Origin of the sequence: Tunturiibacter gelidiferens, assembly GCF_051013345.1 — a bacterium.
Classification (GTDB): Bacteria; Acidobacteriota; Terriglobia; order Terriglobales; family Acidobacteriaceae; genus Edaphobacter; species Edaphobacter gelidiferens_A.
Genome location: NZ_CP132939.1, coordinates 1738343 through 1762137 on the forward strand (window position 1 = coordinate 1738343; position 23795 = coordinate 1762137).

Here is a 23795-nt window from a genome sequence, read left to right on the forward strand (position 1 = left end):
CTGCAGGCCTAGCGGATCGTCTGGGCCACAGACGAAGCAGGTTGTGTCTTTCGTTCCGGAAAGAGTCACTGACGACGCCTCCTGAACTAAACGCTACGAGGAGTTTCGCGGGATGTCCAATAGCTGAAAGATCGAGATCTATATCATCGACGTATGAGTGACCACATCGAATTGCGCCATCTGCGCTACTTTTTGGCAGTTGCCGAGACGCTCCATTTCAGTAAGGCGGCAAGGCGTCTGGGGATGGCGCAGCCTCCGCTGAGCCAGCAGATTAAACGCTTGGAACAGATGCTTGGTCACGCTCTCTTTGAGCGGACGACACGCGGGGTGAAGTTGACCGCTGCCGGCCATCTGCTCGCCAGACGTGCGCGAAGCACGATGGAGAAGGTGGACGAGGATCTCGCCCAGGTTCGCCGGCTGGGACGCGGAGAGGAAGGGACGTTGACAGTTGGTTTCAGCGGCTCAGTGATGTTTACGGAGTTGCCCGCTGCTATCCAAAGCTTTCGACGTCGGTATCCGAAGGTGGAGCTGCGTCTGCGCGAACTCGTAACATCTGCGCAGATCGTTGCGCTGCTGAATGGTCAGATTGACCTTGCGTTTTTGCGAGATGGAGACCCGACTGAGGGGATTCGAATCACTACGCTGCTGAAGGAAAAGTATGTGGCTGTATTGCCGGAGGCACATCCGCTGGCTCGGCGAAGAACTTTGAGCGTGAAGGCGCTGGAGGGAGAACCGTTCATCATGTTCGCGCGGCGTATGGGGCCGCTCGCCTATGATCGAACGATCGCCTGTTGCGAACGGAGCGGGTTTCGTCCGAACATAGTTCAGGATGCGCCGCAGTGGTTGACGCTAGTGCGTCTGGTGGCTGCCGGGCTCGGCGTGTCGCTGGCACCAGCCTGTGTTGGAAGGGTTGCGATGCCAGGGGCTGTGTATCGAGAGGTGAAGGCGGCGTGCCGGACTTCGGTTGATCTCGGCGTCAAGGTGGGAGCGGAGAGTGTCCTTGCGAGCAATTTCATTGAGATTGCGAATCAACATCTTGCGGGTTGACCCCGACGAGGCGGTCGCGCGCGCTGGGCTTGTGGCGCGAGTTGATAAGGACGAGAAACAGAGATTTGGCGGGATGGCCACGAAGCCGCTAGAATAGAAGGACAGGCCGATGTAGCTCAGTTGGTAGAGCAACTGATTCGTAATCAGTAGGTCAGCGGTTCAACTCCGCTCATCGGCTCCATTTCCTCCAATCACTTACAGCTATTTTCTTCACCTCCCACGGAACGACTGTGGGAGTTTTTGTGGGAGTCTGTTTAGCCTGTTGCCTCCAGCAGGTGCAGCGACTTCGAGTGATTCCTCTTGTTGACGACAGCAGCTGACCTACTGGTATTGGGGTGCAGATACTTCATGGTGGTCTTCACATCCTCGTGCCCCATCAGCTCTTTGACCTCAGCTAGATTCATGCCCTCAGCGAGCATGTCAGTGGCCAAGGTGTGGCGGGCGCAATAGAGTTTGAGGTTCGGGGAGATCGGAAGCAGCTTCTGTTCGGCGCCGACGAGGGTTGACGGCCTCGACGGTCGCGGTCCCTTGTTTGGCGAGTGCCGGAAAAATTCGAACTTGCCGGAATGTATGGTCCGCCGTCTGACCGCAAGGGAAAAGTGTTGAGAGGAAGAAAGTCTGCGTCAATGTATCCGGCATTTGTGTGGAGATGTATTTCTCCTGGCCAGGATGAGATACGCCGCGTGCCTTTCCTTCGAAACCGATCGGTCGTGTGAGTGCCTCATCGGAAAACAGTTTTCAGGCAAGCCGTTGTGACTGTTCTTTCATCTTCACTCGCCTGTGCAGACCTTGGTGGGAGAGCTTGGAATCGATCGTTGTTACGCTTGGCTAGGCAGAGATCGCATTCGGAACAGTCCGATAGTCCTGGCCGGTTGAGAGCTCCGCCCACGCGATCCGCGCCAGCTTGTTCACCATAGCAAGGATCAGCAGGTTACGCGGCGCTCGCATCTCCAGCGCCGTCATCCATGCACCCATCGCGATGCAGTCTCGCTTCGATCGCGACACCACGCACGAGCACCATGGATCAAGATCTTGCGGAGGTAGAGGTTGCCGCGCTTGGTAATTCCATATAGTTTCGCCTTGCCGCCTGTCGAGTGCTGCTTGGGCACCAGGCCCATCCAAGCCGCGAACTCGCGTCCCTTGGAGGCCGACGGCCGAAGTCGCCGAAAGCCACGCTTCCACGACGTAGACCTTCGTTCATGGGGATTGATCTGCTTTAACCTCACACTATAAAAGAATCGTGAGGTCATCTCATGGTGTTAACGCATTTCTCCTCACCTACCCTCGCTCTACTAATCTGGCACTCGGCATCTGTGTTGCTTGGACAGCAACCTAATGGTCAGGCCCTACCAACAATCGTGTTGAATCATCAGGACTCTTATTCCATTTCAACGGCTCCCTTCTCCTTCACTTCCACTCAATGCGATGGCCGAGGAGATGTGTTCTTCGATCTGTTAGGGCGGAAGATTGCAAATGGTAATATCCTTCGCGCCTCCGCCGACGGTCAACACCTAGACCAGGCCCGCCTGCCCACTGATCTCGGCAAGCATGGCGAGTGGCACTATTCCGTCACTTACGAGGGTGCGCTGTACGCCATCTTCTCGGAGGCGAGTGATCATCGATTGATCGAACTTTCGACCTCCAACGAGGAGGTGAGACGTACCACCCTTCAACTGCCCCGATACTTCCACGTGCATTCCTTTGCAGTCCTTCCCGAAGGAAACTTGATGGTCGCCGGTTCTATCCCGGTGGGCAAGACTTCAGTTGTCGCCAAGGAGGCACCTCTCCTTGTATGGCTCGCTCCTGACGGGCGAGTCCTTCGGCAGGAGGTGCTTGGAGAACCGATCAATCCATTGTTCTTCCGCTCTGAGAGTTTCATTGCTACAGGTAGACTTCACACCTTCGTCGCTACCACTGGCTCCGCAATTAGCGAATTCAGCCCTCGTGGAGATCTGATCCAAACCTTCCGGCTTCCAAAACCTAGTCTGGACTCTTGGATCGTAGGCCTTGAATTTGGAGACGCTCATATTGCTGTTGAGTTTGCGCATCCCGACACTGCGGCCGCCAGTGCCTCAGCAAGCGCAAGCGGATCTGACAAACCGTCGGGGCTGTACTTTGGTCCGGTAACCCAGACCTGGTTGATGGTCAACCCTGTAAGCGGTGAAGCTGAAGGTTTCTATGAAATGCCGCCGAACTTCATTGGATCGGCGATGTGCTATTTGGGAGGCCATGATTTTCTGTATCTTCAAGTCACAAACGGAAAACCCACCATTGTGCGAGCCACTAAGTTCCCTTGAAGTCCGATCTGCGACAAGTTCAAGGTCGAAGTTTCTCATAACCCGTTTTCGTGAAGTACGGATAGGCGTCTGATCGTCGAGGAGTGACTCGGGGATTTGTCATCAACCGATAATCGCTCCTGATGACATGGGCGCTTCTCATTACCAATCCCGGTGACTACTTGAATTCCGCATTGCTCATCATCAACTCTAAGCGCGGATGGGAGGTCGGTCGGTCCTCATCGGCTTGAAGAATGGTCGATGATTCTGAAGGCAAAGCAATCAGCCGCGGCGATCGTCACATGACGCCAGTTCGGAAAGGCCCACGCGGCGGGCCAGTCCATCGTCTCCAATTCTTCGATCCAGTCCTGTGCGGCCATCCTCGCTTCCTCTAAGCCATATCGTCTGAATACTGCCTCGTAAAAGGCTGCCAACTCCCTCTCCGCTTTCATCGTGAACTCGGCAACCAGTTCGACAGGTTCCTTCTGAGCGTGAACAATCGAGTTAGTTTTTTTATCACACATGGAACCTATCTCCTGGTTGGAATAACGTCCGTCAGTTTTTTGCCTCTGACACCATTTCGGAGCCTTTAGAAATACAATTTCGCGCGGCGGTAATGATCTGATGGTTAGATTTTGTTGCTAGTGCATTGCTTCTCCTGCAGGGGCGCCCTGTCCAGGCTTGTTCTTGCTCAGAATGAAGGCGCATACCACCATGCCCATTGCCATCCAAGAGAGCAGACGGTAGATGTCCTGATAACCCTGCGCAGCAGCCTGCTGATTGAGTTGCTGATAAATAGCAGCTTGTGCCATGTGGCCGGGCCCGGGCCCTTTGCCGCTACCGCCAAAGTAGGAGGTAAGCGCGTTGACCTGGTTGACGAAGGCGGGATTGCCGGGCTGCATGGACTCCTGCAGACGCGCCTGGTGGAAGAGAGAACGGTTGGTGACGATCGCTCCAGTGATGGCGATGAAGATGCTGCCGCCAACGTTCCGAACGAAATTGATAATCCCGGAGACCTGATTGCTCGCCTCCTTTGGAAGCCCGACATAAGCGGCGGTGGTAATGGCGATGAAGGCAAAAGGAATCGCGAACATCTGAAGAATTCGCAACCACGAGGCAAAGCCGAAGGTCATTGTGAGTGTGAAGTGCGTGGATGTGTAATAGAACGCGCCCGCGAAGCAGACGAAACCGAATGCAGCCATGTTTCTCGCAGGAAATTTGCCGGTAGCTATTCCTGCAAGGGGCATAATGACGAGCAGGGCAAGTCCTCCGCCTGCGAGCGCCTCTCCGGCGCGGGTTGCCGTGTAGCCCATCAGTTGCTGCAGGAACTGGGGCTCAAGTACGGTTGCGGCATTCAGGACGCCGCCGACCAGAATCATGAGGAAACAACAGATAGCGAAATTCTTGTACTTGAATAGCCGTAGATTCATGATGGGATTCTTAGCCCGCCACTGCCACCAGATCAGGCCGGTCATACCCGCCACGAATAGAAGGCAGAAGATGCGGATGAAGTTAGAGGCAAACCAGTCGTTCTCTTCCCCCTTATCGAGCATGACCTGCATGCCGCCCATGGCGACTGTGAGCAATCCGAGGCCTATGTAGTCCAGTTTCCTGAGATTGGCACGATCGGCTTTGATCCACGGCGGATCCTGGACCAGACGGCTAACCAGAAAGAACGCGAGTATGCCAACCGGCAGATTGATGTAGAAGATCCATCGCCAGGAGTAGTTGTCGGTGATCCAACCGCCGATCGTCGGCCCAAGGGATGGCGCAAGCACTGCCACAAGACCGTAGAGCGCGAAGGCTTGGCCACGCTTTTTTCTTCGAAGGAATCCGCCATGATGGCCTGCGCCATCGGCTGGAGGCCGCCACCCCCGACACCCTGAAGGACGCGTGCCAGGAGCAAAACCGGGAGCGTCGGGGCGATACCGCAAAGAAAGCTTGCGACCGTGAAGATGGTGATGCACAGCAGAAAGAAGTTTCTGCGGCCGATGACGCTGGAGGCCCATGCGCCCACTGGCAGAATGATCGCGTTGGAGACCAGATAGCTGGTGAGGACCCAGGTCCCTTGATCAGTGCTGGCGCCGAGGTCGCCGGCAATGTGGGGAGGGCGACATTGGCAATGGAGGTGTCGAGGACCTCCATGAATGCAGCCAAGGCAACCGTCGCCGCGATCAGCCACGGGTTGGCCTTTGGCTTCCATTGCTCGCTGGTGCTTACCTTCGCCACTATTCGGTTTCCTCTCTGTGGCGGAAATATCTGGATCTACGGATACACGATGTATCCCAAAGCTATATGGATTCATATTATATACAGCATGTATTTGAAATCGTATTGTATGTTAGGGTAAGAGTTGTTGCGTAAGAGGTGCCACGATGGCTCATTCAGGCGCAAGCCGAACATTGCCGACCAAAGACAAATATCCAGTTCAAGTCTTCGATCGCGGCCCCGACAGTCTGCGCGCAGATGCTGGATACCTCGACCGCGACGCATCGAGTGCCGGACGGAGGACGTGGAAGAAGGAAGGGACCGAACGGCAAGGCGCTCCACCCGCCAGGATTGTTGAGCAGTGGATCTGCTTCGTTTTGGGCTTGATCTGCATGGCCTTCGGGATCTGGGGCCTTTGTATAAAGTCTGGACAGTCTGCGCTTTCTTCTTACATGGCATGGCTGGGATCGCTATATGTACCAACGATGCGCGTAACAGCAATTGTGTGCGTCGGATTCGGCGTAACGCTGATACGCCGGGGATGGGCGCACCTCTGACCGCCTTTCAGTTTTCAGCAGGCCGCGGGCAATTGCGATTCTCTCGTCTCCGCTCGCAAGGTGAACGGAGGAAGCAATGTGAAAACCAGAATGAAAGCCGACCTGGAAGATATCGCAAATGGCATACCTGGCCTCTCGCAATCATGGAGATTGCGGTCACAGCTGTGGTTTCCCTCGTTCGATTGTTTAGTTGCCTAAAATCTCGCGTGATGGACTTTGGGGTGTAAGGCCGGTTCAACCGAATCCTTCCAGGAAATGGCTGTCCAGGTAAGACCTCCAGAAAATAAGTTATCTTGGTATCTGGATGCAGAGTGTTCATTGCGTTTAGGATCGTGTGGCGCAACTTCGATTCAGACGTTCGCGGTAGTAGCATACGTCTCTTTGGGACCAGTCGATGCATCGTATTTGTGCCTACCGAGAGGAGTAGAATGCCTGTGAGAAGCGCAAAACCGAGGAAACGGCTTACGCGCGAGGAGAGCAGAGCGCAGACTCGTGCTATGTTGATCGCCGAGGGGCGTAGGCACTTTCTGCGTTACGGGCTTGGTGGGGCGGTGGCGGAGAAGATCGCCGAGGATGCCGGTTATTCCCGGGGCGCTTTGTATTCCAACTTCGATGGCATGGAAGAGCTGTTCCTCGCTGTACTCCAAGAGGAGCAGGCGCTTCACCTGAATTTCCTTCGTTCTTTGCTCAACGAAGAGCCTTCAGGCAAGAAGCGGCTGAAAAAATGCGGGACGCCATTGCCGACCTGATGACGGACCATGATTGGATCGTGCTCCGTGCTGAATTCGAGGCCGGAGCTCTCCGAAGCGAGTGTATCCGACAACGCTTTGTTGAAGTGCATCGACAGCAGATTCGCGACGGAGGCGAGCTTGTCAGGGACCTCCTACGATCTCCCGAAGTCACTTCGAAACTGAAGCCGGATGATTTCATCACGGTCATCATCAATCTTGCTCACGGTCTGGCAGTCACCCAGAGAATCCTTGGCGCAGAACTCTCTCAAAAGAGCACGCGCACCCTGATCCAATCGCTGTTTGATCATTTGATATCGTCCGCATGAATAGTCGGCTGGCACAATAATGCCATCAATGCGACGATTGATTTGGAAACATGCCTTTAGTAGAGGGGTGCTGTCGATTTAGCACTATTCCACCGATCACCACTCATTACTCCCAAACGAAGGCCAAAGCGGTAGAGTTCCAGTGGGGAAAGCCACGGCCTCCCGAATCCAACGGCGTCTTGACGCTTCTTGACAAATCCCCGGGGCAGTCCAGAGGCGGCGATGCGGACGCAGACTTCATCGGCTCCCATCGCTAGATACTGCATCTCGCCCAGATGTGAAGTACTTCACTGGTCGGCTCAAAGCGGGAGTTGTTCCGGCGGCGGATAGCCATGCTGTTCTCGGCCAACTCTACCGTCGTATTTTTTGTTGTTTTGTACAGCTCGAGATGGCCATCCCCGAAGAAGGTCTGCATCTCACACGAAGCTCATGCATCTCCTGAGACGTCAGCGGTTTGAAGCCGCGGGCAATTTTCACGTTCTGTTGCAGCACGTCCAGCGAGTCGATACCGCAAATTGTGGTCGCGACTGGCAGGCTCATTGCGTAACGCAGCGCCTCTTCCGCTCTCACGACGCCGTATACGATCGGCTGGCCGTCACCCCCGAGGCTCTTCATGCCAAGCGCTGCAATCCCTCGCCGCTGAAGTTCAGGAAGCACCTGCTGCTCGAAGCTACGGTAGGTCGCGTCAAAACAGTTGAGCGGCAGTTGCACGGTATCGAAAGCGTAATCATGTGCGAGCATCTTGAGATGTATCGCCGGGCTCTTATGTCCGGTGAAGCCAACAAAGCGAACCTTGCCCTGCTGTTTCGCCTCATCCAGCGCCTCGACTACACCACCCTTTGCGAAATGCAAGTCCGGGTCGTTTTCGTAGACGACCTCGTGGATCTGCCATAAGTCCAAATGATCGGTTCCCAACCGCTTCAGGGACTCCTCCAACTGTTGCATGGCTACCTTCTTATCTCGGCCGTGGGTGCAAACCTTGCTCATCAGGAAAGCTTTATCTCGCCTTCCCTGCAAACCAAGTCCCATCCATTCTTCACTACGGTGATCGTTGTACTCCCATGCGTTGTCGAGAAAAGTGACTCCCGCGTCGATCGCCTCCTGAACCAAGCGCACGGCCAACTCGCGCGATTGCACTGCCCCGAGATGATATCCGCCAAGACCGATGATGGAGACTTGTTCGCCAGTTTTTCCGAGCGGCCTGCGAGGAATCTGTTGAGAGCTGCTGTTTGTCATTTGCCCTGTCATCGTTCATCTCCTCGAGGTCTCCGGGGTTGTCTCCGGCACTAACCAGGGGCCGTCGGCATTGGCGAGCATCTCTGTGACCTCTCGTTGCGTGTGGTCGAAGGGGAATCCATGAGGCATGCGGGTCATCGGGTTGTCATACCGCAGCGATACTTTGTATGGCTCAAAGCGGCCATCGGCGGCCGTCGGCGCGCAACGAGCGCGCAACGCTGCCATCTCGGTCTCAGTCATCGGCTGAAAGCTGCTCACGACGCCCAGGTTCTGATGGAGCACGTCGAGCGAGTCCATGCCGCAAATTGTGGTCGCGACGGGCAGGCTCATCGCGTAGCGCAACATCTCCTCAGCCTTGACGACGCCGGCTTTTATCCCCCAGGCGGTACCACCCATGCTCTTCATGCCCAGCGCGGCCATGCCTCGCCGATTCACCTCGGGCAAGACCTGCTTCTCAAAGCTATGGTAGTTGGCGTCGAAGGGATTGAGCGGCATCTGCACTGAGTCAAATGGATAACCGAGTTCGAGCATCTTGAGATGAAATGCGGGATCCTTGTGACCGGTGAAGCCGACGAATCTGACTTTTCCTTCTTTTTTTGCCTGGTCGAATGCTTCCAGGACGCCGCCTTGAGCGTAGGCCAATTCGGGGTCGTTGTCGTAGACGATGCCGTGGATCTGCCAGAGATCGAGGTGATCGGTTTGATAGCGACGCAGCGAATCTTCGAGCATCTGCATGGCTAATTTCGCGCTTCGTCCGTGAGTGCAAACCTTCGTCATCAGGAAAACTTTTTCGCGGCGCCCGTCTCTGAGTGCTCTGCCCAGGATGGTCTCAGTTTTGCCGTTGTAGTATTCCCAGGCGTTGTCGAAGAAAGTAATGCCCGCGTCGATCGCCTCGTGGATGAGTTGCACTGCCTCGTCCAGGGTCGGCAAATCGCCGAGATGATGACCACCGAGCCCGATAGCGGAAATGTGCGCATTCGTGCTTCCAAATTTCCGATAAATCATGTCTGGCGCCTCCCCTGCTGGCGCTGGTGTTCGTTCCCCGATACCCGGAACGCCGGATATCGCAGCCACAGCACCCGCACCGACTTTGAGAAAGTCCCTTCGACTTGTATTCATGTCTGCGCCACTAATTGTACTTATCGCGGCGGTACTTCTCGAGTTCCTGACCGCCCGCCATGTCCTAGGTGCCTCGATCCAGATCATGTGAACCAAATGCCAGTATCCGGCGATTTCCCAAAGCACTTGGCGTTCGCCTTTCTCAACATCACACTCCGACCTAAATGGCAAAAGTTGCCGTGTGGTTCAACGCACTAAGAGCTGCATCCTGCACGAATGCACCGTCCGCAATGGACCTTGGTCCGCGAATGATAAATCCCAGGATGGCTTACAGCACCATGTAATTTATTTCGCTCCCCAGCGTTGCTAGTATCGCCGGGTCACTGCGCCTTTGCTCGGAGGCGCAATGGTTGCGAAGACATGGACATTACAAACGACTACAACGAGCGATTTTGAAAATGCAACTTTACTAAGCCAACGGAGAAACGATATGTCTCAAAATAACGGAACATCGAAGCGTAGCGAAAAAGGACTTCTCACGCCAGACAATTGCGTCGTGGCGCTGATCACCAACCGCAAATGCTGTTCGGAACAAGTGACTTGATCGACGGGCGATCATTCACTGTACTGTCGCGTTAGGAAAAGCAGAGCGGATATTCCTCTTTCATCCGGTCAAGCACTGCCGTTACTATCCGCGATCCTTGAGATACTGCTCGTCTGTAACGTGCTCCATCCAATCGACCACCTTTCCGTCGAGTTTTTCCTGGATAGCGATGTGGGTCATAGCTGTTTTAGAAGTCGCTCCATGCCAGTGCTTCTCACCGGGTGCAAACCAGATGACATCACCCTGACAGATGTCCTGGATCGGTTGGCCTTCCAACTGCACCCAACCTGCGCCTCCTGTTACGATGAGTGTCTGACCAAGGGGATGAGTGTGCCACGCTGTCCGTGCGCCTGGCTCGAACGTCACACTCGCGCCCGACACGAGCGCCGGTTCAGGCGCTTGAAACAGTGGATCGATGCGCACGTTTCCGGTGAACCAATCTGCCGGCCCCTTGCCGGATGCCTGCGTTCCAGCTCTTTTGATGTCCAAGATCTTATCTCCAGTTATTAGGGCTCCATGCCTTCGACAACTCGGGCTGGAACAGTTGATGGTCTTCTTAGGTGTTGTGGGGTTCGATCTTCACTGTGGCGGAACGGGTCTGCCTGCCGATCATCGGGGGAAGATATCGGCTGTTCTTGTACTTTGCCCGATAAGCGTCGTCGATCTGCTGGTTGATTAGTCCGTCTTCGACCGGCGCGAATGTAACGTCCGTAGCTTTCCCCGCGGTTCTGATTCGGCCACGCCTTTGCTGCATCGCGGCCTTATACCAACGCGAAGATGTGCCGTTGTACGCTCGCACATACAGCCCGTTGTCTACGACAACCGACCAAATCCAGGTCGGAGTACCGTACGTGACGCCATCCTCCCGGAACGGTGAGATATACAGATCGTCGGTTTCGGCGATTTGTTTCAATTCATCTTTCGGCCAAGAACTCATACTTGCGATCTCCCCGTTTCGATATCAGTATTGCTTCTGCCGCCTTTCACGTCACGCCCTGACGATTGGTTGGAAACCTCCTCGAGTCGGGCGTTCTCCCTTCCGTGAAGTACAGTTCCACGCATACCTATATACCTCTAGCGCATCACATAGCCACCATCGACCGAGATCGATTGACCGGTCACGTAGCTGGCCGCGTCGCTACAGAGCCACAAGACGGCATCGGCGATCTCCTCGGCTTTGCCCATGCGGCCCATCGGGACGAAGGTCTTCAGCATATGCTTCAACTCTTCTCCCTGACCTTCCGCGATCATCTTGTCGAACATCGGCGTTTCAATCATTCCCGGGCACACGTCGTTTACGCGAATGCCGCGCGCTGCATATTCAAGAGCGGCGCTCTTGGTGAAGCCGATCACGCCATGCTTAGCGGCGTGATACGTGCCGCGCTGCGCACCGCCAATAAGACCACCCAGCGAAGAGCAATTCACGATTGCGCCACTGCCCTGTTTGCGCATCTGCTGTAGTTCAAACTTCATGCAGCTCCACACGCCGCGCAGGTTGACTCCCATAACGCGGTCGTAATCATCGCGAGGAGAGTCTGCTGTTTCGGCCAACACATTTTGGACGCCGGCATTGTTGTAGGCTGCGTCAAGCCGACCAAAGGTGTCAACTGTCTGCTTCACCATCGCTTCAACCTGGGAGTCATCCGATACGTCACAGCGGATGCCCAGTGTATTGTGCCCCTTACCGCTTAGACTCTTGGCCGCAGCCTGCACTTCTTTCTCATTCCAGTCTGCCAGCACCACGGACGCACCCGCTTCCGCAAACGCCTTGGCTGTAGCAAAGCCCAGACCGGACGCAGCTCCTGTCACGAGTGCAACTTTGTTCTCAAATGAAATGTTCATCTTCAGATCTCCATATTGTTGTCTTACTTGCTGACTTGATGTTGATATTGCTCATCCGTGACCTGCTCGAGCCAATTAACCGCGACGCCGTTGAGGCTATCCTGTACAGCGATATGTGTCATCGCGGTGGTCGGCGTGGCTCCATGCCAATGCTTCACACCAGCCGGAATCCAAACAACATCGCCCTTGCGGATCACTTGAACGGGACCGGCCCATTGCTGTATCCAGCCCACGCCGTCCGTCACAATCAGAATTTGGCCAAGGGGTGTGTGTGCCACGCGGACCGCGAACCCGGTTGGAATGTGACCGCTCCACCGCTTGTCCGGCTCGGATCAGTCGCATCGAAGAGCGATTGGACACGGACAGAACCAGTAAAGCGATCGGGGGCGCCTGCAATCACCTTTTGCGCACTTGCCGGGGTAATCGTGATTTGCGGTGCGCTCGTCTGGGCAGCAGCCGCGCCAGTTAGCACCGCCGAAATGAGCAAGAGGGCCAAAGCCGTAATCGACTTCCTCATGTTCTTGCCTTTCTTCTTACCTTGCCAAGCCTAACGAGTTACGGGGGCCGGGGCTTCCCTGATCCTGCCAATTGTTTACGCGATCCTGTTTGGTCGATGTATTTGATGAATACGACTGGTTGCCTGGGATTGCGCTATTTTGAAGGCGAAGGATAATGAAACAGAAGCGGTGTTGCCGAACCGTAGGATCAGGCTGGAGCTAACCCGTCATGAGGCTTTTGCTGCCAAATGTGAGTTGTTATGACCGAAGCCGCTGTCGATACGCTAGAGTTGCTAACTTCTTCCGGCTGCACCGGAGCGTCGGAAAACGGGAAATCGAGAGCGTAGGCGCCGAGCAGGATATGTACCGGCTCGTCAGATCCACACTCGGCGTTGTACTGATTACCGGCACCCCAAACCTCCAGGGGACCAACCATATCACAGGCCAAAGACAGAATGAGATTGGCTCAATCCGGCCTAACTAACACAGTCACATGACCTTCTCTCTATGGCATTTTTCAGGGTATGAGAGAACTGCAACGTAATGCATGCCTCCGCACCGTGCTTGTGGGACGTCACCAACGGACAGCAAATGGCAGGCTTGTGGCGTTTGGAAATAAGCTTCATTACTCGGCGTTGAGGAGAAAGCAGTCCGTGGACTTAGGTTATTGGATCGAAAAACAGGGGAACACTCGGAGTTGGAAGTCCAGTTCATGTTTCTCGGAATTGGCCACGAACCGAATGCCCGATATGTTCAGAGGCCAGATAGATCTTGACGACGATGGTTACGTGAAAACGGAACACAATGTTGTTACGACTCGGCAGGGTGTGCAGCTACATGGCGTGTATGCTTGCGGAGATGTGCAGGAGAGGCGTTATCGCCAGCCAATCACCGCTGCCGGTGCAGGTTGCATGGCTGCGCTCGAGGTCGAATACCTCGAGGAACTCGGCCAGTAGAGCGACCTATCGCACCTCTTCCCCGCAGGCCCCGCAGCTATTCAGGAGATACGATGGCTTTCTCGCGACGCAAGTTTTCCAAAGCGCTTCTGTGCAACCTTCCCATTGCGGCGGCTGCCTTCTCCCTCAAGCCTAGCTTGCTCGCGGGACTTGCACCGGTCGACACGTTAACGTCGCTCAGTGGGTCTTCCCTGTCCGGAATGCTTGTCCATCGGGCTTTGCGACCCCATCAGGAGTCCCGCCCTTAGGATTGAATACGTGGAGTTTGCGGGCGCTGAAGCGTGACCAGGCAATCCCAGCGATCTTAAGCGTCATGAAAGAAACAGGGATGCGGGACTGCCAGCTTCTGTTTAGTCACGCTGAGCCTGAAGAGTTCGATCCCGATTTCGCTTCCATGCTAGGCGGGGCCGCAAAAGCCCCGACAGCGCAGGACCGGGACGAGCAGAAGCGCAAATCCGAAGCCCGCACGGCATGGCGGCTTTCTGTGCCGATGGCGTACTTCGAAGCGCTGCGCGCGCGGTTCGAGCAGCAAGGTTTCACGATTCGCGCATACGCCACGCCACTTGGGGGTTCTGCCGAGGAGGTTGATCGTGTGTTTCTGATGGCGAAAACCATGGGCGCCACCGTGGTCAACACCCGGCTGCCGGAAGCTCAGACTGATCTTGTCGCGGCCGCGGCTGAGCGGCACCGCTTGCTCGTTGGCATTCAGGTTTCAGATCAGCGGATTCTGGCGCTGCAACTGCGGGCATCGCCACGGTTGCGAGCCGATCCAGACCTCGGCGACCTGACAAAGGCAGGTGTATCCGCTCTCGAGTTCATCAAGGAGCACCTCAATAGCATCTCGTCAATCGACTTGAAAGACGCCGTCTCCGGTGGAGGCAGCGTTCCCTTTGGCACTGGTGATGCGCACATGCAGCAAGTACTCGAGTTCCTCGTCAGCGCACATAGTCCGGTAGAGCTCTATATCGACTGCGATTACCCGGGCACCGGGCGCTCGACAGACGAAGTAAAAGGTGTGTACGCTACGCGCGCGGAGTGATGAGTGAGTAGGGAGGGTATCCTTGCGAGATGGTCTGCACAGGAAGAGCGGTCAAAGGGAGATGAAGGGAAGAACGTGATGGGACGACGCATAGGGATGGGCTTGGTGGGACCGGGGTTCATAGCGCAGCATCACATCGACGCGGTGCGCCGACTTGGCGATGTCGATGTCGTTGCCATTGCTGGGTCAACGCTTGCTTCCACACAGCGCAAAGCGGAAGAACTGAAAGTCGACCGCAGCTACGCGACCTTCGAAGAGTTGGTGAACGATCAATCGATCCACGTGGTCCACAACACCACCCCCAGCTACCTCCATGTTCCCGTAACACTGGCTGCGTTGCACGCGGGCAAGCATGTGATCACCGACAAGCCACTAGCAATGACGGCCGTTGAATGCGCCCAGTTGCGCGACGCAGCTGCCGCGGCTGGCGTGATCAACGCGGTTACCTTCAACTACCGCGGCAATTCCATGGTGCAGGAGGCACGTGCCCGCATCGCTGCCGGGGAAGCCGGAGAACTCGTCTCCGTTCACGGCCAGTACCTGCAGGACTGGATGACCGATGCCAATGTGTACTCCTGGCGCATGGATCCGGTCAAAGGCGGTGTTAGTTCGGCGCTGGCCGATATCGGTTCGCACTGGTGCGATCTTGCGGAGCACGTCTCTGGCCTCCGCATTGTGAGCGTGCTTGCTGAACTCACGACGGTGGTGCGAACCCGCTTTGCGGCGAGCGGTTCAAGCGAGGCTTTCGCTCGTTCGTCCGATGCCACACGGACGCCAATCACCGTTCATGGCGAGGATCTTGCCACCGTGCTGCTGCGCTTCGACAACGGCGCCAGGGGCTCCCTCAGAGTGGGTCAGGTACTACCCGGACATAAGAACGATCTGCAGCTGGAGCTCAATGGTCGCACTGCCTCACTGCGCTGGCAACAGGAGCAGCAGAACGAGCTCTGGATCGGTCGGCATGACGCGGCAAACACTATCGTGACTAAGGACCCTGCCCTGCTGTCCGCGGCTGCCCGCCCGTACGTGCACCTGCCGGCCGGCCACCAGGAGGGCTGGGCGGATGCGTTTGCTAACGTGATCCGCGATATTTACGACGTCATTCGCTCTGGAAGCGCCTCCTATCGGCCCGCCACGCTGTGCACGTTTGCCGACGCCACTCGCACAGCATGTGTGCTGGGAGCGATGCTGAACAGCGCCGCGACAGGCGGCGTCTGGACAGACGTCGTCGACGGCAGTGAGTCATCTGGCGCGTTGTCTTCTACTGCCTCCACGAAAGGGTATCCGCAAAGATTGAACCGATAGATCCGTTGAGAGGTGATGATATGAATCGAAGAAATGCAGACGTGCTGCATGGCATTACGAACACCGGAAGAACGATGATGACCTTCTATTTCGTCAAAATGTCGGGGAGGTGTGCATAAAGGCTGTTCGTTTCGTGGATAGCGCGAATCGAGACGAAGTGAATTGGCGACTTATCACAGACGCGTTGAGCTGAAAATTATTAGCTAAGCTGGCATCGCGCCGATCTGCAGGCCGAGGGATCTAGGAAGCTTTCTCGTGTTCCGGGCGTTCGCAACAGATTTCCCTTATTTATCAATAACTTATATTTGCGAATGGCAAATTGGTAGTCAGTAGATCAGCGGCTCGATTACTTTCAAATCTAGATATCGGTCGTCCTTCTGCCGGAGGACGTTGTGGGTTCGGCTTGACTGGATGACTGCACCGAGTGAGCGACCAGAGTCGTCTTCGGTCGACGACTGCAGCGAGCGTAACGGTGTTGGGATGACTAGATACATCCTTTTCTTGAAAAGAACAAAATGGGCGGGACGTCTTTCCTTAGATGTTGGCGCGGGGGCATGGCAAAGGCGCGAAGCTGAAAATATGCAGCGGTGCTTGAATCAATGCTATAAACACTGCACCTTAGCTTTGTGATCGAAGTGGCTCCGTATCTATTCCAGGTCGCACGGTTTCGACGGATGAGTTGTGGCAGTAATTCTTCGGGTTGTGGGCCCTTGTATCTCAATTCAATTAGAGATGAACCAAATAACGAGGAGAGGGTATGTCAAACCTTAATAAATGGACCACTCAGCATATTGTGAAGAAATGTAACGGAGATGGACTGTGCGGGGCTTATCCGGATTGGGGGATGCACCCATCCTGGATTGCGGGAGTTGAAGGGTTGGACGCTTACAACCGATGGGTTTGCGAGGTTGTGATTCCGATCGTGTTTCAGTGGATCGACGAGCACAAAAAAGAAGTCTACGAAGGCGTGTCAGATGAGCATAAAGATGATGTCGGCGTCGTGATTGCTTCGGCGTTCGAGATCGTGAAGAAGATGTCGAGTTACACGAATGGATTGATAAAGGCTGAGGAGTTTGAGGAAGCCCTAGAGAAGGAAGAGGTGGATCTCAAGACGATCAACCCGGTATGGACCGACATTGCGAAGAAAGTGAGAGAGGGAACAGAGAAAGTTTTTGACGAGAAAAGAAATGTGCTTAAGGACACGATTCGGCGAGCCGACGATAGCTCGTCGGGCGACTCGTAGCTAGATTATTCGAGTGTCTACTGGGCTGCCGGTCGATTCTTTTCCGATGGGTACGCGGACCAGGGTGACGACAGTGATGTCGTCATCCTGGCCAAAGCGTACCGCGGCTTCTGCGGCTCGGGCGGCGTCCGGGAGTGTTGCGAAGAGGTCGCTTATTCGCTCAAAGCCGTAGAGTTCGCCGGTCTTGCTGCGGGCTTCGAGCAATCCATCGGTGTAGAGCGCGAGGTGATCCTTAAGCTGCAATCGTATGCGGCTCTCCTCGTAGGTGACGGCAGGAAAGAGGCCGAGCGGGAACGAACCGGGGATGGCTAACTCTCGATCGTTGAGGTAGGGAGGTGGGTGGCCCGCACTGGACAGAGTGCAGTCGCCGTGAGGATCAATGCGCAGAGTCACGCAGGTGGCAAAACCGCCTTGCAAGCGACCACACAATCGTCGGTTCAACTCGGTCAACAATTGAGCGGGGCTTTGCGTGTTTTCTACCAGGACGCGCACCAGTCCGACGATGAGTGAGACCGCGATGGCAGCCTTGATGCCTTTGCCGCTGACATCGCCAAGAATGACAAGGGTGAAATCGCCATCGAGGGGAATGATCTGAAAGAAGTCTCCGCCAACTTCAAGCGCAGGACAATAGGCGCTGGTAACTCCGAAGCCCGGAATCGACGGGAATGTTTCGGGGATGAGCACCTGTTGGAGCTCGCGGGCGCTGCTCATCTCCTGCTCGAGAAGGCTCCGACGACGGCGGTCGTCCATGGAAGTGCGATAGACGGCGTAGAGCAGAGCGACGAGCAGGAAGATCCCGGTGAGCGTAGGCAACGACACTGCATTGCCATAGATGTGGAAGAGGGGCTGGCGCAGTTTATCGGCAAGGGTCCAGTGTGTGAAGCGACTTCCCTGGGGAGCTAACCCCTGCACAACCTGAATCATGCCCCAGAGAAACGCGGCGATGACAAGCAGCCTGCGAGCCAAATCCAATTGGCGTCGCTGTTTGACGGCGAGGGCGACTAATGCAAGCGGTATCCCCGCGGTGATGAAGTAGATCCCGGTGAGAATCGCGTCGGCTATCTGAATTATCCAGAACCATCCCACGCTGGCATCCAACAGCGATAGAAGACCATCGAGAATACTGACAGACAGGCTGACAAAGGCGAAGCGACGGACAAATCGGATGAGTGACAGGTTGTCGTCAAGGTGCAGAAGCCAGAGCAGCAGAAACCAAAGAGAGATGTCGCGAATCGACGAGACGGGCGGTCCTATTGCGTTCGATAGACCCACCGGCCAGGTGATGCGCATTCCGTAGAGGGCTAGTCGAATGAGCGGGCTCAGGGCGAATCCGGTCATCCACAAAAGAGTTCTCTGCTGCCGATCCCGAAGCCAGGACAGGAAGCCGAGAAGACCGGCGATTCCGTAGAGCAGGTATTCGCTGAAAGAGAATTGATTGGCGCGGAGCCACTGGTAGTCCAACGTGGTTTTATAAGCGGCGAGAGGTTCGGGATAACCGATAACGGGGCTCGCTCGAAGCCGCCCGATCGTCCGGAGTCATCTGACATAAGGGGCGCTTTCCAGACGCGGACGGCAAGGGTGCCATGAAGTTGTTGATCGAGTTTCGGTTCGGACTCAGGAGTCCGTGGGCGGAGTGGGTAGATGATCGGTGCGTCTGAGGATCGATACCAGATGGGATAGGGAGGAAACTTCCCGCTGTGGCCGATGGAGTTGCCGTTCCAGTAGATCTCGTACACATCGTCCAGGTGCGGCACAAGGAGGGCGAAGTCGCTCTGATTCCCCGGTGCAGAATTGAGCGACAGGTGCAGGCGATACCAGGCATAGCCGGTGTAACTGGGGTGCCCCTGCTCGCCCCAGGGCCTCTCTGCGGTGAGCTGTTCCCAACGAGAGTCGTCGAAGGATGGCGAGGCCCAGTCGGGATCGTCGCCCAGATGAAACCGCCAGGGACCGTCGAGGGTGCAACCGCTTTACCTAGACCTTCGATCCTCATTCCAGATGCGGATAAAGGCGGCACGGCAGGCGCTTGTCCGGCGGCCAGTCCCGTCAAAAATGCGAGGAAGCAGGAGGCGTAAAGCAGGAGTGCGGGCAGACAGCATGAACGTGAGAGACGCCAGGCAGGCCGAAGCATGTGGCCAGCATACGCTGGGTTTCCGACTCTGAGGTATCGAAAGCGCTGTCGGAGGTCGCAGTGTTCAAGAACTGAATCTCCTGAGAACGCTCTTGATTTTTATTACAAATTGCGATATAAATATTGCGATTTGTAATAACAAATGAAACTCAGCGACAAAATCCGTTATCTTCGCGAAGTTGAGGGCAACCTCCGCGGTCTCAACCGCGCTATGACTCAGCAGGAGCTGGTCCGTGCGATTCAACAGGAAAATGGCACGGGCAAAAAGACAAACAAAGCAACAATTAGCCAGTCATATCTGTCTCAGATTGAGAGTGGAACGCGTCCCCACCTGACGAATACGACGCGGCTGCTGCTGGCAAAGTTCTTCAAGGTTCATCCCGGCTACCTGGTCGATGATCCCGAGGGCTATCACTCCGAGTTGATCTCTGACCTACGCACCGCCGAAGACAAGCTCGACCTCTGGCTGGTTGGCGGCGCGGAACGTTTCCGTCGAGACCCCGCACTCTGTCAGGCCCTGCTCGCGCTGGCTAACCATAGCGATTCACGGCGCTGTTTTCTTCTGATCGAGAGCATTCTCGAGACACCTGCGCTACTGGACCGCCTCTTTCAGGTTCTTCGTTCTGAAAGTTCCTCGCTGATGGCTATACCAACTCAACCAGCTCCAAAAAGAGCTGCGAAACGGAGCACCAAATAATATGGACTCCTTCTATCTCATCTGTTTCTGTGTCGGTCTGGTTCTGAGCCTGATCTCCGTTGTCGGAGGCTTCGCCCATCTGCACATCGGCCGCTTTCACATCGGTCATGCGGCACATGGCCATGCGGCACACGGCGGAGCGCATCGAGGATCCGGAATCTCTGCGGTAAACGGCTTCACGATTACGGTGTTTCTCTGTTGGTTTGGTGGCGCTGGGTATCTACTGCACCACTCCAGCATATTTGGAGGTGTGCTGGTCTTGCTTATCGCCTTAGTAAGCGGTGTCGCTGGAGCCGGGCTCATCTGGGCTGTTCTCTTCAAATTGCTTCTTCCTCGAGAGCGTGTTTTGACACCGGAAGAGACGGAGATGGCCGGCGTACTTGCTCAGGTAAGCGACTCGATTCGTGATGGCAACGGCATGGGAGAAATCATCTTTTCGCAAGCCGGAGCTCGTCGTGCTGCTGCTGCCCGGAGCGAAGACGGCAGCGCGATCGAACGCGGAGTGGAGGTTGTTGTCATTCGATATGACCGTGGCGTGGCATACGTTCGCCGCTGGGACGAACTCACGAACGGACTGCCGTAACTCACTGATCTTCTTTCGACACAGGCGGCCTCACTTGCCGAGGAACTCACCCGCCTTCCTTCCCTCTCTTGAGGCAAGCACATCACACGCTCTCTCGTCTGTCTCGGACAAAGGAACGATATGCCGAACTCAGTCATTATTATTGTTGGCCTGGTAGTTCTCGCCACTCTCGCTTTAGCCCTTCTCATGGCTAAGATGTTTCGCAAAGCAGGCCCCAACGAAGCGATTATTGTCTATGGTTTTCGCGGCCCGCGCGTCATCAAGGGCGGCGGCGCGGTGATCTTTCCGGTCGTTGAAAACTCTCGTCAGCTCTCGCTGGAGCTGATGAGCTTCGACGTCGCGCCACAGCAGGATCTCTATACGAAGCAAGGCGTTGCGGTGACTGTGGAAGCTGTCGCTCAGATCAAAGTCCGGTCAGACAAAGAGTCCATTCTCACTGCGGCTGAACAGTTTCTGACGAAGTCTCCTGACCAGCGCGAAGGCCTTATCCGCCTTGTGATGGAGGGCCATCTTCGGGGTATCATCGGCCAGCTCACCGTTGAGCAAATTGTTAAAGAGCCCGAGATGGTGGCCGAACGGATGCGCTCTACGTGCATGGACGATATGAGCAAGATGGGGCTTGAGGTGATCTCATTCACCATTCGCGAAGTGCGCGACAAGAACGAGTACATCACCAACATGGGCCGTCCCGATGTCGCTCGCATCCGCCGCGATGCTGAGATTGCGGCGGCAGAGGCCGAGCGTGATACGGCGATTCGTCGTGCCATTGCGCTACGCGAGGCAGCAGTCGCCAAGGCCTCCGCTGATCAGGATCGCGTGATTGCAGAGACGGCATCGCTCGCGAAACAGGCCGAAGCTCAGCGCGACCTTGACATCCAGAAGGCGCAGTTCACCGAGCAGAGCCGTCGTCAGGAGGCTCAGGCCGACAAAGCTTATGAACTGCAGACCAACGTCATGCAACAGAAGGTTGTTGCCGAGCAGGTCCGCGTGCAACAGGTAGAGAAGCAGGAGCAGGTGAAGGTACAGGAGGCGGAGATCCTGCGTCATGAGAAGGAGCTCATCGCGACGATCCTCAAGGGTTCCGAGATTGAGCGTCAGCGCATTGAGAATATTGCTCAGGCTGATAAGGCACGGATCATGATGGAGGCGGAGGGTCGCGCCGCAGCGACTAAACTGCAGGGCGAGGCGGAGGCCAACATCATCTTTCAGAAGGGCGAGGCTGAGGCGAAGGCGATGAATGTAAAGGCTGAAGCCTACCAAGGGTGGACGCAGGCCGCTGTCGTCGACAAACTCATTACCAATATGGCCGATGTTGTTCGCGCCATGGCGGAGCCTCTCAGCAAAGTTGACAAGATCACCATCGTTTCAACTGGGAACGATGGGGCGACAGGAGCCAACAGGATCACAGGCGAGATGACGAAGATCGCCGCTCAGGTTCCTGCGCTCTTCGAAGCTCTTTCCGGGATGAACATTCATGATTTGATGTCCAACGTCAAAGCGATGAGACCTCGCGACGATGGAAACAGTCCACAGGCCTGACCCGTTAGCCGGCGCGGAGAACTCTCTTCGCGCCGGCGCATTACCGCAGTAAAGGAGGACTCCCATGGCACTGCTCGAACGTGTAGGAACGCTTCTACGAGCCAATATTAACGACCTCATTGAGAGAGCTGAAGATCCTGAGAAGCTCGCAAAGCAACTTGTTCTTGATATGGAAAATCAGCTTCTGCAGGTCAAGACACAGGTCGCCATCGCCATCGCCGATCAGCATCTTTTGCAGAAGAAACTGAAGGAGCACGAAGATGCCATGAGCCAGTGGAATCGCAAAGCCGAACTTGCCGTCCAGAAACAGCAGGACGATCTGGCCCGTGCCGCACTCGAGCGCAGTTTGAGTAACCAGCGGCTGACGGCGAACTTTGCCCAGCAACTTGAAGATCAGAATGCTGAGACTGAAACTCTTCGCAACGCCTTCCATCGCCTTCAACAAAAGCTGTCCGAAACGCGATCGGCTTGCGAGTTGTTGATCGCCCAGCAGCGTCGCGCCCGAACCGTAGGCAAGGCCAACGCGGCTCGCACGATCGCTGCGTCGCATGAGAGATCGACTGCCATGAACCGATTGCGCTCTAGTATCCAGCGCAACGAAGCCAACAATGCCGCCAGCCACATGATCCTTGAAGCTCAGTCGCTCGAAGATCAACTGAACACTCTGGAAAGAGAGGATCAGATCGAGCGCCTTCTTGAGGATCTCAAGAGTCGCCAACCCAGGCTGACTTGATGGCCGGTGTTCTGGAAGGTTCGGGAGCTATTTTTTCAGAGCGTATTTGCTTCGTCATAGAGTGAACCCGTTTTGGTACAAGTTATCCACTGTTATTGGTGGGGTTGAGAGACTTAGGTCTTGATTGGTGCGGGTTTCGAGGGCATACTCCAGAGAGAGTTCGCAGGATGAACTTGTAAGACGGTGCCAACTGAGACACCACTGTGACCCGATATAGCCGTCAAGACGTAATCCGGATCCTTCACTTGCAGGCACGCCAGCTGACGGCGTGGGAGCGAGCGGGACTGATCTCTCCCCACGACGACTATTCCTTTGAAGCGTTGGGCCAACTGCGAAGGCTGCGCGATCTACAGGCGACGACGAAGATTTCTGCAAAAAATATACGAGCGTCGGTAGATGCGATGCAGCGGCTCGGGGAGTGCGAAACCCGCTGCTGGAGGCGAGTTTTGTGCGTCGTGGATCGCGGTTAAGCTTCCGGCATGGCGGCGCGCTGATGGATCCAGTGACGCAGCAGCTTGCCTTTGATTTTGAAACTGCGCCAGCGCGTCAACTTCGCGTCGTGGGCAGTGGAGACGCTGCCCTGCGGCAGGCCGCAGAGGTTCAAGAGATGTTTTTGCGGGCCGTGCAGCTGGAGGAAAATCCGGCTACGATCCACGAGGCTGCCGAGATCTACTCGGCGATTCTGGTGATGCGACCGCAGCATGCTCCGGCGTTGATCAATCTCGGGACGATCCACTACAACCTGCGCCGATTTCAAGAAGCAGAAGGGCTTTATCGGCAGGCAACACTGGCCGACCCGGAGTACGCGCTCGCATTCTTTGACCTGGGCAATGTGCTGGACGAGATGCAGCGACTGGCTGAGGCGACGACTGCCTACCAGAAAGCTGTTGCGCTGGTTCCCCAGTATGCGGATGCACACTACAATCTGGCCCTGGCATATGAGCGGCAGGGGCAGCGTCGACGGGCGTTGCGGCACTGGCTGGCTTATGTGCGACTTGATCCCGTTGGGCCGTGGGCAAACCATGCGAAAGAGCAGGCTCGAAAGATTTTGAATACCGAGAAACTCTCGATTGTCAGCCGACGCGGGCGGCTGGTGAAGGTTGCTGGATAGCGATTTGCTCATTTTCGCGTGCACCTTCGACCCGGTAGTCTTCGTTCAACAGGTTGAGTGAATGGCTATTCAGTAGTG

General features: G+C 55.8%; 26 protein-coding genes, 1 tRNA gene and 2 pseudogenes. 17 read left to right on the forward strand and 12 right to left on the reverse strand.

The window, feature by feature from the left end; translation table 11 throughout:
* Nucleotides 1–153: 153 nt before the first annotated feature.
* Both RBB80_RS08585 and RBB80_RS08590 read left to right on the forward strand, forming a co-directional pair.
* Nucleotides 154–1047: a LysR substrate-binding domain-containing protein gene (locus RBB80_RS08585; RefSeq protein ID WP_433967820.1), complete on the forward strand. Its 894-nt coding sequence runs from the start codon at nt 154–156 to the stop codon at nt 1045–1047.
* Nucleotides 1048–1152: 105 nt separating this feature from the next.
* Nucleotides 1153–1228: transfer RNA gene (locus RBB80_RS08590), tRNA-Thr, on the forward strand.
* Nucleotides 1229–1301: 73 nt separating this feature from the next.
* Here RBB80_RS08590 and RBB80_RS08595 read toward each other — a convergent pair.
* The 3 genes and pseudogenes from RBB80_RS08595 to RBB80_RS08605 all read right to left on the reverse strand — a co-directional run.
* Nucleotides 1302–1478, reverse strand: a complete 177-nt coding sequence (locus RBB80_RS08595) for a tyrosine-type recombinase/integrase (RefSeq protein ID WP_433967821.1) — start codon at nt 1476–1478, stop codon at nt 1302–1304.
* Nucleotides 1479–1875: 397 nt separating this feature from the next.
* Nucleotides 1876–2055 carry a hypothetical protein gene (locus RBB80_RS08600; protein ID WP_433970148.1) on the reverse strand — a complete coding sequence of 60 codons (180 nt, stop codon included), beginning with the start codon at nt 2053–2055 and terminating at the stop codon, nt 1876–1878.
* Nucleotides 2051–2186 (reverse strand): annotated as a pseudogene (locus RBB80_RS08605) (transposase); the annotation flags it as partial. The pseudogene RBB80_RS08605 and the gene RBB80_RS08600, both read right to left, overlap by 5 nt.
* Before the next feature lie 114 nt (nt 2187–2300).
* On the opposite strand from RBB80_RS08605, the gene RBB80_RS08610 reads away from it, so the two are divergent.
* Nucleotides 2301–3344 (forward strand): hypothetical protein, encoded by a 1044-nt coding sequence (locus RBB80_RS08610; protein WP_433967822.1) that lies wholly within the window; start codon nt 2301–2303, stop codon nt 3342–3344.
* A gap of 218 nt (nt 3345–3562) precedes the next feature.
* On the opposite strand, the gene RBB80_RS08615 is transcribed toward RBB80_RS08610, so the two are convergent.
* Both RBB80_RS08615 and RBB80_RS08620 read right to left on the reverse strand, forming a co-directional pair.
* On the reverse strand, nt 3563–3847 hold the full coding sequence (locus tag RBB80_RS08615) for a hypothetical protein (RefSeq protein WP_433967823.1): 285 nt from the start codon (nt 3845–3847) through the stop codon (nt 3563–3565).
* Between the two features lie 117 nt (nt 3848–3964).
* A pseudogene (locus RBB80_RS08620) lies at nt 3965–5628 on the reverse strand (DHA2 family efflux MFS transporter permease subunit).
* Between the two features lie 70 nt (nt 5629–5698).
* Here RBB80_RS08620 and RBB80_RS08625 point away from each other — a divergent pair.
* The 3 genes from RBB80_RS08625 to RBB80_RS08635 all read left to right on the forward strand — a co-directional run bounded on the left by RBB80_RS08625 (nt 5699) and on the right by RBB80_RS08635 (nt 7145).
* On the forward strand, nt 5699–6088 hold the full coding sequence (locus RBB80_RS08625) for a hypothetical protein (RefSeq protein ID WP_433967824.1): 390 nt from the start codon (nt 5699–5701) through the stop codon (nt 6086–6088).
* A gap of 497 nt (nt 6089–6585) precedes the next feature.
* Nucleotides 6586–6837, forward strand: a complete 252-nt coding sequence (locus tag RBB80_RS08630) for a TetR/AcrR family transcriptional regulator (RefSeq protein ID WP_433967825.1) — start codon at nt 6586–6588, stop codon at nt 6835–6837.
* On the forward strand, nt 6813–7145 hold the full coding sequence (locus RBB80_RS08635) for a hypothetical protein (RefSeq protein ID WP_433967826.1): 333 nt from the start codon (nt 6813–6815) through the stop codon (nt 7143–7145). Before RBB80_RS08630 ends, RBB80_RS08635 begins: the two co-directional genes overlap by 25 nt.
* A gap of 351 nt (nt 7146–7496) precedes the next feature.
* On the opposite strand, the gene RBB80_RS08640 is transcribed toward RBB80_RS08635, so the two are convergent.
* The 6 genes from RBB80_RS08640 to RBB80_RS08665 all read right to left on the reverse strand — a co-directional run bounded on the left by RBB80_RS08640 (nt 7497) and on the right by RBB80_RS08665 (nt 12164).
* Nucleotides 7497–8393 (reverse strand): aldo/keto reductase, encoded by an 897-nt coding sequence (locus RBB80_RS08640; protein ID WP_433967827.1) that lies wholly within the window; start codon nt 8391–8393, stop codon nt 7497–7499.
* A 3-nt stretch (nt 8394–8396) separates the two neighbouring features.
* Nucleotides 8397–9386, reverse strand: a complete 990-nt coding sequence (locus tag RBB80_RS08645; protein ID WP_433967828.1) for an aldo/keto reductase — start codon at nt 9384–9386, stop codon at nt 8397–8399.
* 742 nt (nt 9387–10128) lie between these two features.
* On the reverse strand, nt 10129–10533 hold the full coding sequence (locus tag RBB80_RS08650) for a (R)-mandelonitrile lyase (RefSeq protein ID WP_433967829.1): 405 nt from the start codon (nt 10531–10533) through the stop codon (nt 10129–10131).
* A 67-nt stretch (nt 10534–10600) separates the two neighbouring features.
* The gene (locus RBB80_RS08655) at nt 10601–10981 is read right to left on the reverse strand and encodes a DUF2255 family protein (protein ID WP_433967830.1); all 381 of its coding nucleotides are present in this window, start codon (nt 10979–10981) and stop codon (nt 10601–10603) included.
* 137 nt (nt 10982–11118) lie between these two features.
* Nucleotides 11119–11886, reverse strand: a complete 768-nt coding sequence (locus RBB80_RS08660) for an SDR family NAD(P)-dependent oxidoreductase (protein WP_433967831.1) — start codon at nt 11884–11886, stop codon at nt 11119–11121.
* Nucleotides 11887–11909: 23 nt separating this feature from the next.
* Nucleotides 11910–12164 (reverse strand): cupin domain-containing protein, encoded by a 255-nt coding sequence (locus RBB80_RS08665; protein WP_433967832.1) that lies wholly within the window; start codon nt 12162–12164, stop codon nt 11910–11912.
* Nucleotides 12165–13171: 1007 nt separating this feature from the next.
* Between RBB80_RS08665 and RBB80_RS08670 the strand changes: the two genes are divergently transcribed.
* The 4 genes from RBB80_RS08670 to RBB80_RS08685 all read left to right on the forward strand — a co-directional run bounded on the left by RBB80_RS08670 (nt 13172) and on the right by RBB80_RS08685 (nt 16926).
* A complete protein-coding gene (locus tag RBB80_RS08670; protein WP_433967833.1) occupies nt 13172–13339 on the forward strand; it encodes a hypothetical protein in 168 nt (55 codons plus the stop codon).
* A gap of 265 nt (nt 13340–13604) precedes the next feature.
* Nucleotides 13605–14378, forward strand: a complete 774-nt coding sequence (locus RBB80_RS08675) for a hypothetical protein (protein WP_433967834.1) — start codon at nt 13605–13607, stop codon at nt 14376–14378.
* A gap of 78 nt (nt 14379–14456) precedes the next feature.
* On the forward strand, nt 14457–15683 hold the full coding sequence (locus tag RBB80_RS08680; RefSeq protein WP_433967835.1) for a Gfo/Idh/MocA family protein: 1227 nt from the start codon (nt 14457–14459) through the stop codon (nt 15681–15683).
* A 757-nt stretch (nt 15684–16440) separates the two neighbouring features.
* Nucleotides 16441–16926, forward strand: a complete 486-nt coding sequence (locus RBB80_RS08685) for a hypothetical protein (RefSeq protein WP_433967836.1) — start codon at nt 16441–16443, stop codon at nt 16924–16926.
* On the opposite strand, the gene RBB80_RS08690 is transcribed toward RBB80_RS08685, so the two are convergent.
* Complete coding sequence (locus RBB80_RS08690; RefSeq protein WP_433967837.1) at nt 16927–18387, reverse strand: PP2C family protein-serine/threonine phosphatase; 1461 nt, start codon at nt 18385–18387, stop codon at nt 16927–16929.
* 236 nt (nt 18388–18623) lie between these two features.
* On the opposite strand from RBB80_RS08690, the gene RBB80_RS08695 reads away from it, so the two are divergent.
* The 7 genes from RBB80_RS08695 to RBB80_RS08725 all read left to right on the forward strand — a co-directional run bounded on the left by RBB80_RS08695 (nt 18624) and on the right by RBB80_RS08725 (nt 23717).
* The gene (locus tag RBB80_RS08695; RefSeq protein ID WP_433967838.1) at nt 18624–18998 is read left to right on the forward strand and encodes a hypothetical protein; all 375 of its coding nucleotides are present in this window, start codon (nt 18624–18626) and stop codon (nt 18996–18998) included.
* A gap of 198 nt (nt 18999–19196) precedes the next feature.
* The gene (locus tag RBB80_RS08700) at nt 19197–19751 is read left to right on the forward strand and encodes a helix-turn-helix domain-containing protein (protein ID WP_433967839.1); all 555 of its coding nucleotides are present in this window, start codon (nt 19197–19199) and stop codon (nt 19749–19751) included.
* A 1-nt stretch (nt 19752) separates the two neighbouring features.
* A complete protein-coding gene (locus RBB80_RS08705; protein WP_433967840.1) occupies nt 19753–20334 on the forward strand; it encodes a hypothetical protein in 582 nt (193 codons plus the stop codon).
* A 120-nt stretch (nt 20335–20454) separates the two neighbouring features.
* The gene (locus RBB80_RS08710; RefSeq protein ID WP_433967841.1) at nt 20455–21873 is read left to right on the forward strand and encodes a flotillin family protein; all 1419 of its coding nucleotides are present in this window, start codon (nt 20455–20457) and stop codon (nt 21871–21873) included.
* 64 nt (nt 21874–21937) lie between these two features.
* On the forward strand, nt 21938–22606 hold the full coding sequence (locus RBB80_RS08715; RefSeq protein ID WP_433967842.1) for a PspA/IM30 family protein: 669 nt from the start codon (nt 21938–21940) through the stop codon (nt 22604–22606).
* Between the two features lie 203 nt (nt 22607–22809).
* Complete coding sequence (locus RBB80_RS08720; protein ID WP_433967843.1) at nt 22810–23076, forward strand: MerR family transcriptional regulator; 267 nt, start codon at nt 22810–22812, stop codon at nt 23074–23076.
* Nucleotides 23055–23717 carry a tetratricopeptide repeat protein gene (locus RBB80_RS08725; protein ID WP_433967844.1) on the forward strand — a complete coding sequence of 221 codons (663 nt, stop codon included), beginning with the start codon at nt 23055–23057 and terminating at the stop codon, nt 23715–23717. The genes RBB80_RS08720 and RBB80_RS08725 overlap by 22 nt, the downstream gene beginning before the upstream one ends.
* Nucleotides 23718–23795 lie beyond the last annotated feature (78 nt).